The organism is Rhizobium sp. CSW-27, assembly GCF_018760785.1.
Taxonomy (GTDB): domain Bacteria; phylum Pseudomonadota; class Alphaproteobacteria; order Rhizobiales; family Rhizobiaceae; genus Neorhizobium.
Window position 1 is genome coordinate 1 of sequence record NZ_JAHHZO010000011.1, and the last position, 16,459, is coordinate 16,459.

Below are 16,459 nucleotides of genomic sequence, written 5' to 3' on the forward strand. Positions count from 1 at the left end.
CGAGGATCACGTCATCCGAGATGATCTTCTGCGCCAGCGCCGCATCCGAATTCACCAGGGCCCGAACGGCGTTGCCGCACATCTCCTCGGCAAGGCCGCCCATCTCGGAAATCCGGCGGTTCAGGTATTTCAGGTCTTCGTCGAAGGCCGACAGAATATGGGTGGAGGGCATGGTGTTTCATCCTCGGATAAAGGGTTGTCAGCAGAAGGCAGAACGGCCCGGCATCAGCCGAAGCGGCCCATGATGTAGTCCTGCGTGCGCTGATCATCCGGGTTGGTGAACATCTTGTCGGTGTCGTTCTCTTCGACGAGCAGGCCGAGATGGAACATGGCCGTGCGCTGCGAAACGCGGGCTGCCTGCTGCATGGAGTGCGTCACGATGACGATGGTGAAATTCGTCCGCAGTTCGTGGATGAGTTCCTCGACCTTGGCCGTCGCGATCGGGTCGAGCGCCGAGCAGGGCTCGTCCATCAGGATGATTTCCGGCGAAACGGCCACTGCGCGGGCAATGCAGAGGCGCTGCTGCTGGCCGCCGGACAGGCCCGTGCCGGACTCGTTCAGGCGGTCCTTCACTTCGTTCCAGAGACCGGCCTTCTGCAGCGAGGAGGCAACGATATCGTCAAGCTCGGACTTCTTGCGGGCAAGGCCGTGAATGCGCGGGCCATAGGCGACGTTCTCGTAGATCGACTTCGGGAACGGGTTCGGCTTCTGGAACACCATGCCGACCTTGGCGCGCAGCTGCACCGGATCGACCTTGGGGTCATAGATGTTCTCGCCGTCGATCAGGATGCTGCCCTCGACCCGGCAGCTGTCGATCGTGTCGTTCATGCGGTTGAGGCAGCGCAGGAAGGTCGACTTGCCGCAGCCGGACGGACCGATGAAGGCCGTGACGGAGCGCGGCCGGATCTCGATGCTGACATCGCGAAGCGCATGCTTCTCGCCGTAATAGACCTGCACGCTGCGGGCGGAGATTTTCGTTTCGGTCATGGGGGAGGCCTTCGTGGTCGTCGTCGTCGTGTTCATGGAAGAGATGCTATTCATGGTCAGACCTCCTACCAGCGGCGCTCATAGCGTCGGCGCAAGATGATTGCGGACAAGTTCATCAGGATGAGGAACACCAGCAGAACGATGATGGCGCCGGACGCACGCTCGATGAAGGCCGGGTCGCCACGCTGCGTCCAGTTGTAGACCTGGACCGGCAGGGCGGACGCCGGATCAAAGAAGCCTTCCGGCGGACCGGCGGGATAATCGCGCACGAAGGCGACCATGCCGATCAGAAGCAGCGGCGCGGTTTCGCCGAGCGCACGCGCAAGGCCGATGATCGTGCCGGTCAGGATGCCCGGCATGGCCAGCGGCAACACGTGGTGGAAGATCGCCTGCATCTTGGAGGCACCGACGCCGAGTGCCGCATCGCGGATCGACGGCGGAACCGATTTCAGCGCGGCGCGCGTTGCGATTATGATCGTCGGCAACGTCATCAGCGTCAGCACCAGACCGCCCACCACCGGAGCCGATTGCGGCAGGCCGGCAAAGTTGATGAAGGCGGCAAGGCCGAGGATGCCGAACACGACGGAGGGAACGGCCGCCAGATTGGCGATGTTGACCTCGATCAGGTCCGTCAGGCGGTTCTGCGGCGCGAATTCCTCCAGATAGATGGAGGAGGCAACGCCGAGCGGCAGCGACAGCACCAGCACGATGATCATCATGTAGGCGGAGCCGAGGATCGCCACACCGAGGCCGGAGGCTTCCGGACGGGTGTCCGAGGCATCGGGCGCGGTGAAGAAGCCCCAGTTGAAATGCGTGCCGAGAATGCCGGCCGCCTTCAGCTTGTCTGCGAGCTGCAGCTGTGCCGGCGAGATGTTGCGGTCAAGCTCGGCGCTTTCCATCGTCACGCGGCCCTTGTAGTAGCCGTCGATGCGACCGGACGCCAGGAGATCGAAGTTCACCTTGGTGCCGATCGCCTGCGGATGGGCCAGCACGTAGCGGCGCAGGTCCGCCGGCGCTTCCTTGGAGATCAGCTCGGCGGCAGCCTTGACGCTGACACCATCGCCGGAAACGCCCTTGGCCGCCATGGCATCGGCCAGCGCCTTCTCGATAAGCGGTGCATAGCTGAAGGTGGTGATCTTGGCGAGTTCCGCCGGATCGCGCGTGCCGGCCTTGTCGAGCCGCGCAGGGTCAAGGAAGATATCCAGCGAGATATAGGTCTGCCGGAAGGATGACAGGCCGTTCGACAGGATCGACCCGAGCAGGAAGACCAGCGCGAAGACGCCGATCAGCACGGCCAGGAAGCCGATCATGCGGAAACGGGCTTCCGATGCGTTGCGGCGGCGGGTGCGCTCATCGAGCTGGAGAAGGGACTTGGTCCGGGGCATGGCGACAGATGCGCCTGAAACGGTCATGTCGGTCATTCGTACTGCTCCCGATATTTGCGCACGATGTAGAGGGCGAGCACGTTCAGCCCGAGCGTGAAGGTGAAGAGGGTCAGGCCGAGCGCAAAGGCGACCAGGGTTTCCGGGCTGGAGAACTCGGAGTCACCGGTCAGCTGGCTGACGATCTTGACGGTCACGGTCGTCATGGCCTCGAACGGGTTGAGCGACAGCTTGGCGGCGGCACCGGCCCCCAGCACCACGATCATGGTTTCGCCGATCGCGCGGCTGGCCGCCAGCAGGACGGCGCCGACGATGCCCGGCAGGGCAGCCGGCATTACCACCTTCTTGATGGTTTCCGACCGCGTTGCACCAAGGCCGTAGGAGCCATCGCGCAGGGCCTGCGGCACGGCATTGATGATATCGTCCGACAGCGAGCTGACGAAGGGAATGATCATGATCCCCATCACGAGACCCGCCGTCAGCACGGAGGAGGACGAGGAGCCGAGACCGAGCGGGGCCGCGAAATAATCACGCAGGAACGGGCCGATGGTGACCAGCGCAAAGAGGCCGTAGACGATGGTGGGAATGCCCGCCAGCATCTCGATCGCCGGCTTGGCGAAGCTGCGCATCGAACGGCCGGCATATTCCGACAGGTAGATGGCGATCATCAGGCCGATCGGGACCGCGACCAGCAGCGCGATGAAGGACACATACAGCGTTCCCCACAGCAGCGGCAGGATGCCGAGTTCGGAGCCACCGCGGAACTGCGGGTTCCAGACGGTAGAGAAGAAGAATTCCGACGCCGGATAGAGCTTGAAGAAGGTAATGGTTTCGAACACCAGCGAGAAGACGATGCCGATGGTGGTCAGGATGGCGATCAGCGAGGAGGCGATCAGCAACGATTTGACGAAGGTTTCGCTGATGTTGCGCGCCCGCATCTGCGGATCGATGCGCCGATAGGCAAGGAAACCCAGCAGCAGGGACAGGCCGAACACGGCAAAGGTCATCGCAAGCGCGCCGGTCTTGGCGCTCTGGCGATAGCTGCGGGCTGCCTCGAAGACCACCGGCGGCACTTCACCGGCAAGCGCAATGCCGACTTCGGCCAGGCGGGCGCGAACGTTCTGGGTATCGGCGGCAATGCTGTCCAGCGCCTCCTCACCCAGACCGCCACGCACCAGGACGGAATCGAGGCCATCGGCAATGCGGCGCACGTCCGACATGACCAGGCTGCGGGCGGCCGGCTCGGATGCAAGGCTTTCAGGAATCATGCCGCTGATGCGGTTTTCGACGACGACCGGCTGCACCAGCAGCCACACAATCATCAGGAGAAAGGCAGGAACGGCCGCAAAAAGCGCAACGGTCTGGCCATAATAGCCGGACAGGGAGTGCAGCTTCATTCCGCTTCCCGCCGAAAGCGCCAGGGCCTGTCGCTTGCCGGCAATATAACCGGCGGCCGCAAACGCCAACACAACAAGAATAATGATGCCAACATTCATCTTGGCCGCATCCTTCAAACACGGGGAAATCCGGCGGCGCGATCATCGCGCCGCCGGGCGGTCATTTTGGATTACTTCAGCGGAGCCATCGGCTTGCGGGCCTTGACGGCTTCCTGGGTCTTCTTCAGTTCCGGATCGGAAACCAGACCGTAGGCAGCCAGCGGACCATTCGGGCCGGCCATTTCATCCGACACGAAGAACTCGACATATTCCTGCATGCCCGGGATGACGTCGAGGTGGGCGTTCTTCACGTAGAAGTACAGCGGACGCGAGACCGGGTACTTGCCGGCAGCAATGGTTTCCACGGACGGCTCGATGCCGGCCATCGTGGCAACCTGCAGCTTGTCGGTGTTGTTCTGGTAGAAGGACAGACCGAAGACGCCGATGCCGTTCTTGTTAGCGTCGACGCGAGCCAGCGTCTCGGTGTAGTCGCCGTCGATGTCAACGGCAACGCCGTCGGTGCGGATTGCACCGCAAGCCTTGGAGGCAGCAGACTTGTCGTTGTTGTTGGCAGCCAGCAGCGCATCGTAGGTGCCGTCTTCCTTGCAGCCGTCGATGATGACCTTCTCATCAAAGACTTCGCGGGTGCCGTGCTTGGTGCCCGGGATGAAGGCGAGGATCGGCTGGTTCGGCAGGTCGGCGCGAACGTCCTTCCAGGTCTTGTTCGGGTTATCGACCAGCTTGCCATCCTTCAGGATCTTGGCAGCCAGCGCCTTGTGCCAGTCAGCCTGGGTGAAGGCGAACTTCGGGCCCTTGATGTCGGAGGCAAACACGATGCCGTCGTAGCCGATGCGGACTTCCTGGATCTCGGTCACGCCATTCTTGGCGCAGAGTTCGATGTCGGCCTTGGAGATACGCGACGAGGAGTTGGCGATGTCGATGGTGTTTTCGCCCACGCCTTCGCAGAGCTTCTTGCGGCCGGCGCCCGAGCCGCCCGATTCAACGACCGGGGTCGGATGCTTGGTGTTTTCACCGAAAGCCTCGGCAACGATCGAAGCATAGGGAAGAACGGTCGAGGAACCGGCAATCTGGATCTGGTCGCGCGCAGCAGCAGCGCCGGAAAACGCGACAGAGGCCACGAGGGCAGCCGCGGAAAGTTTCAGGATGTTCATTGTGATCTCCCGTCATGGGCTTGTGTGATGTCAGTCTCAACCGGCGCTCGCTCTCGCCGATGAGTAGGCAACCATGTCTTAGCCGCCCCAACGCCACCCTTTTATGTCAGTTCGATGAAACATTTGTGACAGATCATCCCACTGATTTCAAAAGAAAAATCATGACGGTGAAAATTTCGGCCGCCTCTCTTTGTCAGAAACGGACCGTAAAGTCGGTGCCCTTGCCCAGCTCGGACGTGATGATCAGCCGTGCACGATGGCGCGTCAGGATGTGCTTGACGATTGCAAGCCCCAGTCCGGTGCCCTTCTTGGAGCGGCTGTCGGCCACGCTGACGCGGTAGAAGCGCTCGGTCAGGCGCGGCACATGCTCGGCCGGAATGCCGGGGCCGCGATCGACCACGCTGAGTTCCACCGGCTGCGAGGGTTCGTTGCGCAGGTAGACATCGACGAACTTGCCTTCCTGGCCATACTTGCAGGCGTTTTCAATGAGGTTCTCGATCACCTGCACCAGTTCGTCGCGATCGCCCGTGACCTCCACCCGGCCCTCCGGCAGATGCATGCGGATCTCGATGCCGAGTTCCTGGGCAAGCGGCAGCAGGCTGTCGCGCACATGGCCGATCAGCGGCACCAGATCGACCCGCTGGCTGGGGGCGATATGCGCCTTCAGTTCCAGCCTCGACAGCGACAAAAGGTCATCCACCAGCCGGCTCATGCGGTTCGCCTGGTCCAGCATGATGCCGAGGAAGCGCTCATGCGCACCGGGATCGCCCTTGGCAGGCCCCTGCAGCGTCTCGATGAAGCCGCGCAGGGAGGCGAGCGGCGTGCGCAGCTCGTGGCTGGCATTGGCAACGAAATCAGACCGCATGCGGTCGATGCGGCGCAACTCCGAAATGTCGCGGAAGGACAGCGCGTAATAGGGCGCCTCCGCCTGCCCCTCGGCCTCCGCCATGATCGGCGCAATGCGCAGCAGGAAGACACGTTCGGAGGGATGCCGCTCGGAATATTCGATCTGGTTCGGCTGGCCGGTCGCGATCGTCTCGCGCACCATGTCGAGAATGCCGGGCGCGCGCAGGCGCACCGACAGGTGGGAATCGGTGGCGATCTCCCCGAAGGCCCGCTGTGCCGCATCGTTCTGGAACTGCACGTTGACATCGGCGCCCAGCACCATGACCGGCATGTCGAGCGCGGCATAGGCCCGACAGACATCGCCGAGCGGATCGGGAGGCGGCAACGGGGCCGGCGGCGTGTCCGGCTCTGGCGGCTCGATGATCGGCAGCGATGGCGACAGAAGCAGGGACAGCAGGATCAGCACCCAACCGGCCGCAACGAACAGCGGACTGATTTCCGCGCCCAGCGCCAGCGCCGCCAGCAGGCTTGCCGACGCAACCACAAGCCAGCCCCGACGCAATTGCTCGCCGCGCCCTGCCCTTACCTTCGCCAACGCCATACCTGCCTCTCTGACCCCACCGGATGCGGTGAGTGCACCAACTTGACCGGCGGTGATAGCCGGTTCGCATGACAGATATACATCGGCTGGAGAATGCAACCGGCAAAATCCGTCTTTCAACGCATCCGTGACCGGCATTGCCTCGCCTTGCGCTGGAACAAGAACAGCGTGCGGAAACTTGATAGGCAGAGATTTTCGACGCAGCATGACAGACGGAAACGGACGGAAACAGCCAATGACCGACACGACAGGACAGCGGATTGTCACACTCGAAATCGGTGGCGAGCGGCGGAGCTTCGACATCGACGATCCGCATCTGCCGGACTGGATTTCCGACAGGGCCCTGTCATCCGACGGCTATCCCTATGATCGCAAGCTGGACAACGACCGTTACGAGACGGAGCTTCGTCAGCTGCAGATCGAACTGGTGAAGGTGCAGTCCTGGATGCAGAAAAGCGGCGAGCGCGTCATCGCCCTCTTCGAGGGTCGCGATGCCGCCGGCAAGGGTGGTTCGATCTTTGCCGTGCGCGCCTATCTCAATCCCCGCTCGGCACGGGTGGTGGCCCTGCCCAAGCCGACGGAGACCGAGGCGGGCCAGTGGTATTTCCAGCGCTATGTGCAGCACTTCCCCACCCGCGGCGAAATCGTGCTGTTCGATCGCTCCTGGTACAACCGCGCCGTGGTGGAGCCGGTCATGGGCTTCTGCACGCCGAAGCAGCACCGCCATTTCCTGAACGCTGCCCCCGTCTTCGAGAAACTGATCGTCGAGGACGGCATCCACTTCTTCAAGTTCTGGCTGAACATCGGCCGCGAGATGCAGTTGAAGCGCTTCCACGACCGGAGGCACGATCCGCTGAAGATCTGGAAGCTCTCGCCGATGGATATCGCCTCGCTCGACCGCTGGGAGGATTATGGCGAAAAGCGCGACCTGATGCTGAAGGAAACGCACACGCCGCACGCGCCCTGGACCGTGGTGCGTGCCAATGACAAACGGCGGGCGCGGCTGAACATCATCCGCCACCTGCTGCAGAGCCTGGACTACGAGGGCAAGGATGCGGCGTCGATCGGCGAGATCGACCGGCGTATCCTTGATTTCGGCCCGAAGGCCTTCCGCTGAGCGGCCGGAACATGACGGCAGCAGGCGCCATCACTGCCCGGGCAGCACGCGCAGCGAATAGACGAGGACGCCTGATCCGCCGTTCAGGATATCGCTGTTGAGATAGATGCGTCCGGGCAGGTTCGGCACGAGATTGCCGGCGAAGGATACGCGGAACAGCGTGTCGGAGCGCTCCTGCGTGGCCATGACCCGGTGGCGCGAGCAATCACCAAGGCCGGGGAAATCGCAGCGGACTGCCAGTTGTACCGACATGTCGCCCGCCGATTGCAGGGTCAGCGCAATAGTTGAAGTCTTGCCGGCCAGGTCGCGCAGGATGGCGGCCGGCACCTCTATTGCCACCTCGCCATTGGCATTCGGCACTGCCGAAGTGATCTTCAGCGCGGGTCCGTCGGCCATGGCGACCGTCTCTGCGGTGGCGGCGGAGCCCGGCGTCACGACCGGCTTGCGATCCGGCCCGAACACTTCCAGCCAGTCGGCGGAGAAGCCGCGCTGCGGATCGAAATGCGCGGGGGCGCCGGCAAAATCCTCTTCCTCCACCCGGGCCGGCGGATTGGGCACGCTGGTATCGCGCTGCTCGGGCGTCAGAAGCAGGCCGGAGGTGACCACCCACCAGCCACCCATGCCGATGAAGACGAGGAAGGTGAACCAGACGAACAGGCGCGACAGGATGCCACGGCGGCGGCGACGGCGCTTCTCGCCGGGAATGGCAGGCGCCGCCTCCTGGCGTGCCGCAGCCCTGGCGGCGGCCTTGGCCTTGCGGCCACGCGGCGGCCTGGCTGCCTGCACCTTGCCCCGCGAATCGGCGGCAAGCCGGTCCGCGCCGCGCTCGGCGCGCATGCCACCCAGATCGCCGATGCTGCCGGGGCTGCCGGCATCGGCCGGATCAGGACGCGGATCCTTCGAGGGCGGGGAAACCGACCCAACCTCAAGGCTCGCCTCCGGCGGCAAGGCCGATGACGGCACCGCCTCGCGCCTTGCCGGCGCAACCGCAGGCGCCGGCTCGCTCCTCGTCCGGCGCTCTCCGGGATCGGGCGACACCACGACGGGCGTGACCGCCTCCGGCGTTTCGGCCTCGGGCCGCGCGCGCTCCTCGGCCTCGATCTCGCCGATCTTCGCCTCAAGCCGCCGGCGTTCGGCGGCAATCACCTCGGGATCGCTGATCTCCTGCTTGCGCAGGCCCGCCTCCAGCGCCTGCCGGGCCGACTGGTAGATGCGGGCGCGGATATCGGCGTCGCCGCGGTCGCTCCGCGCCAGCGCATTCCTGATTGCCGTTTCCAAACCGCTCACTGCCTGCCCTTTGCTTCCATGCGAACCCGTATCGATCTTCGGTAAACGCTCGCCCGACGATCCGCAAGCACCACCGCAAAGCCCCTGCTTGTAAGGGCATAGAAGGCAGGCTGATGGCAATTCTTGCCGCGCGATGGAAAAGAAGCGAAAATCCACACTTGAAATCTCTCCGCTTTGCCTGTATCAGCCGCCCCACACCGCCCGTCCACCTCTGGACAGAGGCGCGGGGGCCGCTTTAGCTCAGTCGGTAGAGCACATCATTCGTAATGATGGGGTCACGTGTTCGAGTCACGTAAGCGGCACCATAAAATTCAAGCACTTAGCAAGAAGTTGAAAAATACGGTTTCGAGCTGGAAAGCGGCTTTCGGAAAGAGCGGGACGCTGACTTTGGCGAATCGAAGTGGCGCGGCTACGGCCTGGCGGAAACGATCGAACTGACGCGCGGGAAAGCGCCCCTGTCGGGCTTTGCCGCAACGAAGGCGAACCCGAAGCTCGCCTGGCGATGATCAGCGAGCCTACTGCATCTGGAGAACACCGCTGAAGGACGCGAAACATCCGTCAGGGCGGGCTGGCAAGGCACGTCCGATCCATCGGGAGAGGCGCGACCGACCTATGCCATTCCGGTTGTCCACCCGTGTCATTCGCAGGCGCAAGGGCAGCGGGCTGCGCATCCGGGTTCCGAGCGGATCGGAACCCGGCCATGGCGACAGGTGATGGCGGCGCGTTCCATCCGCACCAGCGCCGTCCTTCGGGCATTCCGCTTTTCCGTTCTGCCCGGCCATCACCTGCACGTGGCATGCAGCGGGCAGAGCGGTCGCCACGGGCAACTGGCCGCGATCATTGCCGCTCGGGCTCAAGGATCGTGGCACAGAAGCGAGGTCGGTTGCCGGCGCGGCAACCGGTCAGAATTTCCGGCTGATCGAGACCTTGAAGTTCCTGCCGGGCATCGCGGCGATCCCATCCGAGAGATAGGGTTCGTAGTACTTGTCAAACAGGTTGTCGATCGCTGCATGCACCTCGATCCCCGCAAGACTGCCCTCCTTGGGCGTCCAGTCGACGGAAATACCGTGCACCGCATAGCCTTTGCTTTCCGGACGCGCGTAGAAATAGCCGGTTCCCTGATTGTAGGGCGTGCGGTTTTGCGCCGAAACGAACAGACCGGTCCAGCTGATCGCGAGATCCCAATCCGCAAACTTGTAGCCCAGCTGCACATTTCCGGTGAAGGGCGCGAGATCCTGGAAGTAGGTGTCGGGGCCGCGCACGTCGTTAATCGCGCCGTTGCGGGAACCGTTCATCCAGGAGAGGCCGAGAGTGGAGAATATGGTCTCTGAATCGTAGTTCACGGAAAGATCCGCGCCGTAGATCTTGTAGCTCGGCGTGTTCCAGTAGAAGGGGACAGGACCCGTGACATTGGCAAGATTGGCGCTTCCGAAACGGCGTGTCACCGGATTGGTCACATGGTTGTAGAAGAGGGCCAGGGAGGTTTTTACCGTGTCCTCCTCAGCCAGAAGTCCGTCGAACTGGTGCGAAATGCCGATATTGAAGTTGTTGTCTCGTTCGACCTCCAGATTGCGGGAGGTGCCGGATGCGGTGGTTGAGGCACTCTGGCTGGAATAAAGCTCGTCGATGACAGGCACGCGCATCGCATAGGCCCAGTCGGCAAACAGCGTGGTCTCGGGCGTTGCCTCCCAGCGAAGGCTGAGCGCCGGCGTTGCTCCGCTGTGCGAAACCGCGGAATAGTCATGGCCGGCCGCCGGGTTGTTGTAGCGCGGCGCGGCATTGGGCACGCCCTGCGAGCGAACATAATCGAAGCGAAGCCCGGGCGTGACCTTGAAATCCGCAGTGAGGGCAATCTCGTCGCGGATGAAGGCGGCCAGCGTATCCTGCTTGCCTTGCGGCATGATCCAGGATGTATAGCGTCCATAATTATATTGGGCGCTGTTCCTGTTGGCGATGTCGTACATCCACGTGTCGCGATCATGGTGCATGTACTGAACGCCGTAATTGGCGACATGCGAGAAGCCGCCGAGATCGAAATTCGACGTATTCTCCAGCTCGAACTTCACATCCGTGTACTTGGCATCATCCTCCTGACCGCCAAGGCTGGCGCTCGGCGTAAAACCTGCGATCGTCGGGCGGGTCATGTGCAGATCCGTGGAGGATACGCTCAGCATCGCCTTGACGTTCACCAGATCGCTGTCGCCGGTGTAGCCATATTTCAGCGAGGAGGAGAAATCTTCCATCTCACGCAGGGCCAGCGCCCGCAGCCTGGCCAGTTCGTATCCGTAGCGGCTGATGCTATAGGCCGTGAGGTCCAGATCGCCGCGATTGGCGGCCGGAGGACCGTAATCGGAGGAGCGGCCATAGATCACGGAGGCACGCAGCTCGTGCCCATCGACCTCCAGACCACCATTTGCGGAAAAGGAGGTCAGCCGATCGCTGGAGGCTTCGTAAACCTGGCCGCCGCCCACGCGCATATTGCCGCTCTTGCGCCAGATGACCGAGGCCAGTCCATCATAGGTCACCGGCCCGCCGAAATCGGACTTGCCATAGATGGCGGCGGAGCCGAGGCGCTGGTGGTTGGCGGTCTGATAGCCGGTCTTCACCCAGGCGCCAAAACTTCTCCCCTCCAGCAGCATGTCCTCAGCAGTCTTGCTTTCCATGATGACGGTACCGCCGAAACCACCATTGCCATAGCGGACCGAGGTAGCTCCCTTCTGGATTTCCACCCGCTTCAACAGTTCGGGATCCACGAACACGGTGCCCTGGTCATAGCGCTCGAAATTCTTCGGCGCGCCATCCAGCAGAATCCGCACATCCGATTGCCGGGTGAAGCCGCGGATGGACAGGCTTTGCCCCTGCAGCCTCACCCCGCCGGTCGCGCTGACCCCCGGCGTCTTCTGCAGAAGCTGCGGCAGGGAGTTCGACTGGGCAGCCTCGATCTGCGCTGCGCCGATTTCGGCAACGCTGGGCGCGCCACTGTTGAACACACCGCCTGCCTCGACCGTCACGCGTGACAAAAGCGTTTCATCATCCGTGCCGGATGCCGGCGCGTCGGCAGAGACCTTTTCCAGCTTGACCGTTCGTTCTCCGACGAACCGGTAGGTAAGCCCGGTTCCGGCCAGCAGTTTCTGCAGGGCCTCCCCAACCGTCATTGAACCGGAAACCCTGCCGCTCGACTTGCCGCTGGCAAGGGATGCATCGAAAACGACCTGAAGGCCGGACTGGCTGGCAAAGCGGCTGAGACTTGCAGCAAAGCTGCCGGCCGGCAGGTCGATCGAGATCGTGTCGGCCTGTTGTGCCCATGCGCCCTCCGGAAGGGAGGCGAGAACCACGCTGCCGAGCAACAGGGAAAGCAGGGGCGATCTCATCCAGCGGCGTGCGGGCCGGGTCTTGCGTGTCATCTTGAACAGGCTCCTTGGAAGGGCAAATGGGGTGTCTGCCTTCCGTACGAATGAGCCTTGCGTTTAAGGACAGGCTCGCCTGAAATTTCTTCAATAAAGAATCGTCAGGTAGGCACCGACATGCGCCACGCGGATGTCGAAGGCCCTTGCCAGATCATCGAGTGCCGCCTGCGGCCTTGCCAGATCGAGGCTGCCGCTCAATCTCTTCTGCCGCAGAGGCCTGCTGGCGACGAGAACGTGGCCGGGCAGATAGCGCTGGATGCCGGTGACAACATCGCCTAGCGGCAGGTCCTCGAAGACCAGTCTTCCCTTTCGCCAGGCAGCAATGGTGGAGGGGTCGACCGCCTGCGGGGCGCCGATCACGCCGTCGTCCTGATAGACGACTGACTGGTTCTCCTGCACGATGGCCGGCGCCAGGCTGGGACCGACATCCACTGCGACGCTGTGCTCCTGCACCACCACCCGGGTGGTGGTGCCCCTCAGATCCACATCAAAGGCAGTGCCGAGCGCAGTCGTCCGCCCACCCCCGGCTTCCACGCAGAAGGGGCGCGATGGATCGGGATGGACTTCTACGAAGATCTCGCCACGCAGGAGAAGGATGCACCGTTCCCGCGCCGTGAACCGGATTGCGATTGCACTGTCGGCATTGAGCGTCACCATCGATCCGTCCGCCGTCCGGACGACGTCACTGCGGCCGCTGGCGGACATGTGGTCGGCGCGAAAACGCAGCGGGATGTCGAGGTGAAGTCCTGCCAGCAGACAGAGGCCCGCAACGGCGGCAGCCGCCGCGCCCTTCAGCTTTCGCGACGCAGGCTTGCGGCTCGCCTTCGACAGAAAGCCTTCATCTTCGGCAAGCAGCCGCGATGTGTCGCCAATCAGACGCCGAACCTGATCGAAGGCGGCGGGATGGCGTGGATCGGCCTTTGCCCAGGCATCGAAGGCTGCCCTGACCGCCTTGTCATCGGGTTTTTCCCGAAGCTGGAGGAGCCAGTCGATAGCCTCCTCGCGAATGTCGCGCACGCGGCGTGCCCCGGCCATCACAGCGTGTCCTCGAGGCATTCGAGGCAATGCAGATAGGCCTTGCGGATATGACGATCGACCATATTGCGACTGATTCCGCAACGCGCGGCAATCTCGTCGGCCGTCAGGTTGCCGATGCAGCTGGCGAGAAAGACCTGCCGTCGCTGGTAGGACATGGTCATGATCGCACCACGCAGGCGTTTCAGCCGGTATTGCCTGTCGGCAAGGCCGTCCGCATCGCGAGAGGGCTGCGGAACACTCAACGCCTCTTCCGTCATGCCCGAAAACAGCCGGCGCTCCAGTCTCTCGCGCCGCAGGCGATCAATGCCGAGATTGGCGCAGACGCGAATGAGAAACGCCTTCAGGAACGGCCTGTTCTCCACCAGCGTCGGCCTGGCTGCGAGGCGCAGATAGACCTCATGCACGATTTCCTGCGAGGTTGCCGCGGCATGCCCACGGCGTTTCATGGCGCGGCAAAGCTCCTGGTAGTGAGCCTCCATGGCGTCATCAACGATTGCGCGTGCGGCAGATTGGCTCCCCATGGGCAGCAGCTTCCGGTGAATGGTGCGATCGTGATGGCTTACGGTAAAAAAACCGGACAGGCAATAAACATGATTAATTAAATCATGTTTATTGCCTGTCTTTCGGCACGAAGGATACGTGGCATCCCCCCGAACCGTCCGCATGCTCCTGATGCGCGAAACCCCGCCTCTGCCGGCAGAGACGGGGTTGCCCCATGCTCTTCATGGATCGGGGACGGGGCCTTACATCCAGTAGGGCGGCACGCCGTAGTAGTCGTAGATCGTGCGGTCGTTGTTGCGGTAAAGAGTGTCGTCGTCGAGGTTGCGGTAGCGGGGCGCGCCGGTGATCTGGTCCTTGGTCAGGTCGATCCGGTAGCCGTCGAGCTGTTCGTCATAGTGCAGCTTTTCCCAGGGCAGCGGATAATAGTCGTCGCCGATGCCGAGAAAGCCGCCGAAACTGAGCACCGCATAGGCCACCTTGCCGCCGCGTTTTTCGAGCAGCACCCGCTCGATCGTGCCGATGCGCTTGCCGTCTGCGCCGTAGACGCTGGTGCCCTCCACCTTGTCGCTGGCAATCAGCTGATAATTGTCCTTCACATAGGGGTCCTGTCCGGCCTTCGGTTCCTGATGCAACATGGCGTGTCTCCTCGCTGTTGTTCGGATGTGAAGCCAACGCAGAGCCCTCGATCCTTGTTCCGGCGCAAGGCCGGCCGGGTGACGGGAGGCTGCCGGAGCATGGCGTCAGACGCTGGCGACAGACCCGGTGCCGAATGCTTGGGCTGTGGATTCGCCATTATTGACGTTTACGTCAAAGTTATTTAGCTTTCCGGAACAACTGGTGTAGGATCGCCCGCACGGTTATCAATGGGTCGCATGTCCGGAGTGGAGGCCGGGCATGCGACTTGCAAACGGAGGAGAAAAGGCCGCCATGACCCACATGTCCCATGCCCCGACCCACCAGGCGGTGGACCGCATCTGGCTTTCTTCCTACCCTCCCACCGTTCCGGCAGATCTGCCGCCGCTCGCGCATCGCTCGCTCGGCCAGCTGTTCGAGGAAAGCTGCCTGCGCTATGCGGAGCGGGTGGCCTTTTCCAGCATGGGCCGCGAGATGACCTTCCGCGAGCTGGAGGAAGAAAGTCGCCGGGTCGCTGCCTGGCTGCAGGGTATCGGCCTTTCGAAGGGCGACCGGGTGGCGGTGATGATGCCGAACATCCTGCAGAACCCGGTCACCGTCTATGGCATCCTGCGTGCCGGTCTGGTGGTGGTGAACGTCAACCCGCTCTATACGCCGCGCGAACTGGAGCATCAGTTGAACGATTCCGACGCCCGGGCGATCTTCGTGCTGGAAAATTTCGCCCATACGGTACAGCAGGTGGTGGCGCGCACCTCCGTGCGCCATGTCGTCGTCACCAGCATGGGCGACATGCTGGGGCTGAAGGGCCATATCGTCAATTTCGTGGTTCGCCGTGTCAAGAAACTGGTGCCGGCCTGGTCCATTCCTGCCGCCCTTTCCTTCAACAAGGTTCTGTCCGGCGGCGCGCGCGGCACGCTGACGCCGGCGGAGATGGGCCTCGATGACCTTGCCTTCCTGCAATATACCGGCGGCACGACCGGCGTTTCCAAGGGCGCGATGCTGACGCATCGCAACCTTCTCTCCAACAAGGACCAGATGAGCTACTGGCTGGACAGCGCCTTCCTCAGCCAGAAGCGCCCGGAGGTCCTGAACTTCCTGTGCGCGCTGCCGCTCTATCACATCTTTGCGCTGACGGTGAATTCGCTGATGGGGATTGCCACCGGCAGCCATAACGTGCTGATCGCCAATCCGCGCGATCTGCCGGCGCTGGTCAAGGAGATCGAGAAGCACCGCATCCACATCTTCCCCGGTCTCAACACGCTGTTCAACGCCCTGATGAACAACGAGCAGTTCCGCAAGCTCGACCATTCCTCGCTGATGCTGGTGTTCGGCGGCGGCATGGCGGTGCAGCGGCCGGTGGCCGAGCGCTGGTACGAGATGACCGGCTGCCCGATCACCGAGGGCTACGGCCTGTCGGAAACCTCGCCGGTTGCCACCGCCAACCGGGTGGACCGGAGTGATTTCACCGGCACCATCGGCCTGCCCGTCTCCTCCACCGAAGTGACGATCCGCGACGAGGACGGCGCGATCCTGACGCACGGCGAAGTCGGCGAGATCTGCATTCGCGGCCCGCAGGTGATGACCGGCTACTGGAACCGGCCGGACGAGACCGCGAAGGCCATGACCGCGGACGGCTATTTCCGCTCCGGCGACATGGGCTTCATGGACCAGCGCGGCTACATCAAGATCGTCGATCGCAAGAAGGACATGATCCTGGTGTCCGGCTTCAATGTCTATCCGAACGAAGTGGAGGAAGTGGCCGCCATGCATCCGGGGGTGCTCGAATGCGCGGCGATCGGCATTCCGGACGACAATTCCGGCGAGGCGGTGAAGCTCTTCGTGGTGAAGAAGGATCCGGCGCTGACGGAGGCGGCACTCAAGGCCCATTGCGCCGAGAACCTGACCAACTACAAGCGGCCGAAGCATATCGAGTTCCGCACCGAGCTGCCGAAATCGCCTGTCGGCAAGATCCTGCGCCGTGAGTTGCGGCCCAAATGATGCCAAAGTGACGAAGCCGGGCAAACGTCACGAAACGTGATGGCGGCCGGATGG

General features: G+C 62.8%; 13 protein-coding genes and 1 tRNA gene. 3 read left to right on the forward strand and 11 right to left on the reverse strand.

The genetic code is table 11. From position 1 onward, the window contains the following. The 6 genes from KLP42_RS19240 to phoR all read right to left on the reverse strand — a co-directional run. Positions 1-172: PhoU domain-containing protein (locus KLP42_RS19240; RefSeq protein WP_286675467.1), on the reverse strand; the 172-nt coding region annotated here is incomplete at its 3' end. A 53-nt stretch (positions 173-225) separates the two neighbouring features. Then, the gene (gene pstB / locus KLP42_RS19245) at positions 226-987 is read right to left on the reverse strand and encodes a phosphate ABC transporter ATP-binding protein PstB (protein WP_252193113.1); all 762 of its coding nucleotides are present in this window, start codon (positions 985-987) and stop codon (positions 226-228) included. A gap of 65 nt (positions 988-1,052) precedes the next feature. Continuing rightward, positions 1,053-2,408 (reverse strand): phosphate ABC transporter permease PstA, encoded by a 1,356-nt coding sequence (gene pstA / locus KLP42_RS19250; protein ID WP_215568581.1) that lies wholly within the window; start codon positions 2,406-2,408, stop codon positions 1,053-1,055. Continuing rightward, entirely contained in the window at positions 2,405-3,865 is a 1,461-nt protein-coding gene (pstC, locus tag KLP42_RS19255; protein WP_215568582.1) for a phosphate ABC transporter permease subunit PstC, read from the reverse strand. The genes pstA and pstC overlap by 4 nt, the downstream gene beginning before the upstream one ends. Positions 3,866-3,936: 71 nt before the next feature. After that, positions 3,937-4,977 carry a substrate-binding domain-containing protein gene (locus KLP42_RS19260; protein WP_215568583.1) on the reverse strand — a complete coding sequence of 347 codons (1,041 nt, stop codon included), beginning with the start codon at positions 4,975-4,977 and terminating at the stop codon, positions 3,937-3,939. Positions 4,978-5,170: 193 nt separating this feature from the next. Next, the gene (gene phoR, locus KLP42_RS19265; protein WP_502941325.1) at positions 5,171-6,418 is read right to left on the reverse strand and encodes a phosphate regulon sensor histidine kinase PhoR; all 1,248 of its coding nucleotides are present in this window, start codon (positions 6,416-6,418) and stop codon (positions 5,171-5,173) included. Between the two features lie 241 nt (positions 6,419-6,659). Here phoR and ppk2 point away from each other — a divergent pair, with 241 nt between their 5' ends. Beyond that, positions 6,660-7,541, forward strand: coding sequence for a polyphosphate kinase 2 (gene ppk2 / locus KLP42_RS19270; RefSeq protein WP_215568585.1), 882 nt, complete (start codon positions 6,660-6,662; stop codon positions 7,539-7,541). Between the two features lie 30 nt (positions 7,542-7,571). Here the strand turns inward: ppk2 and KLP42_RS19275 are convergent, their stop codons facing one another. Beyond that, positions 7,572-8,828, reverse strand: coding sequence for a hypothetical protein (locus KLP42_RS19275; RefSeq protein WP_215568586.1), 1,257 nt, complete (start codon positions 8,826-8,828; stop codon positions 7,572-7,574). Positions 8,829-9,057: 229 nt separating this feature from the next. On the opposite strand from KLP42_RS19275, the gene KLP42_RS19280 reads away from it, so the two are divergent. After that, positions 9,058-9,133 (forward strand) — tRNA-Thr (locus KLP42_RS19280). A 597-nt stretch (positions 9,134-9,730) separates the two neighbouring features. Here the strand turns inward: KLP42_RS19280 and KLP42_RS19285 are convergent. The 4 genes from KLP42_RS19285 to KLP42_RS19300 form a co-directional block, all read right to left on the reverse strand. Then, positions 9,731-12,232, reverse strand: a complete 2,502-nt coding sequence (locus KLP42_RS19285; RefSeq protein WP_252193110.1) for a TonB-dependent receptor — start codon at positions 12,230-12,232, stop codon at positions 9,731-9,733. A gap of 90 nt (positions 12,233-12,322) precedes the next feature. Next, positions 12,323-13,270, reverse strand: coding sequence for a FecR family protein (locus KLP42_RS19290; protein WP_215568587.1), 948 nt, complete (start codon positions 13,268-13,270; stop codon positions 12,323-12,325). Next, a complete protein-coding gene (locus KLP42_RS19295) occupies positions 13,270-13,938 on the reverse strand; it encodes an RNA polymerase sigma factor (protein ID WP_353844900.1) in 669 nt (222 codons plus the stop codon). Before KLP42_RS19295 ends, KLP42_RS19290 begins: the two co-directional genes overlap by 1 nt. A gap of 78 nt (positions 13,939-14,016) precedes the next feature. Further along, positions 14,017-14,409, reverse strand: coding sequence for a PRC-barrel domain-containing protein (locus tag KLP42_RS19300; protein WP_215568589.1), 393 nt, complete (start codon positions 14,407-14,409; stop codon positions 14,017-14,019). Positions 14,410-14,701: 292 nt separating this feature from the next. On the opposite strand from KLP42_RS19300, the gene KLP42_RS19305 reads away from it, so the two are divergent. Continuing rightward, positions 14,702-16,405: a long-chain fatty acid--CoA ligase gene (locus KLP42_RS19305; RefSeq protein ID WP_215568590.1), complete on the forward strand. Its 1,704-nt coding sequence runs from the start codon at positions 14,702-14,704 to the stop codon at positions 16,403-16,405. Positions 16,406-16,459: the final 54 nt, after the last annotated feature.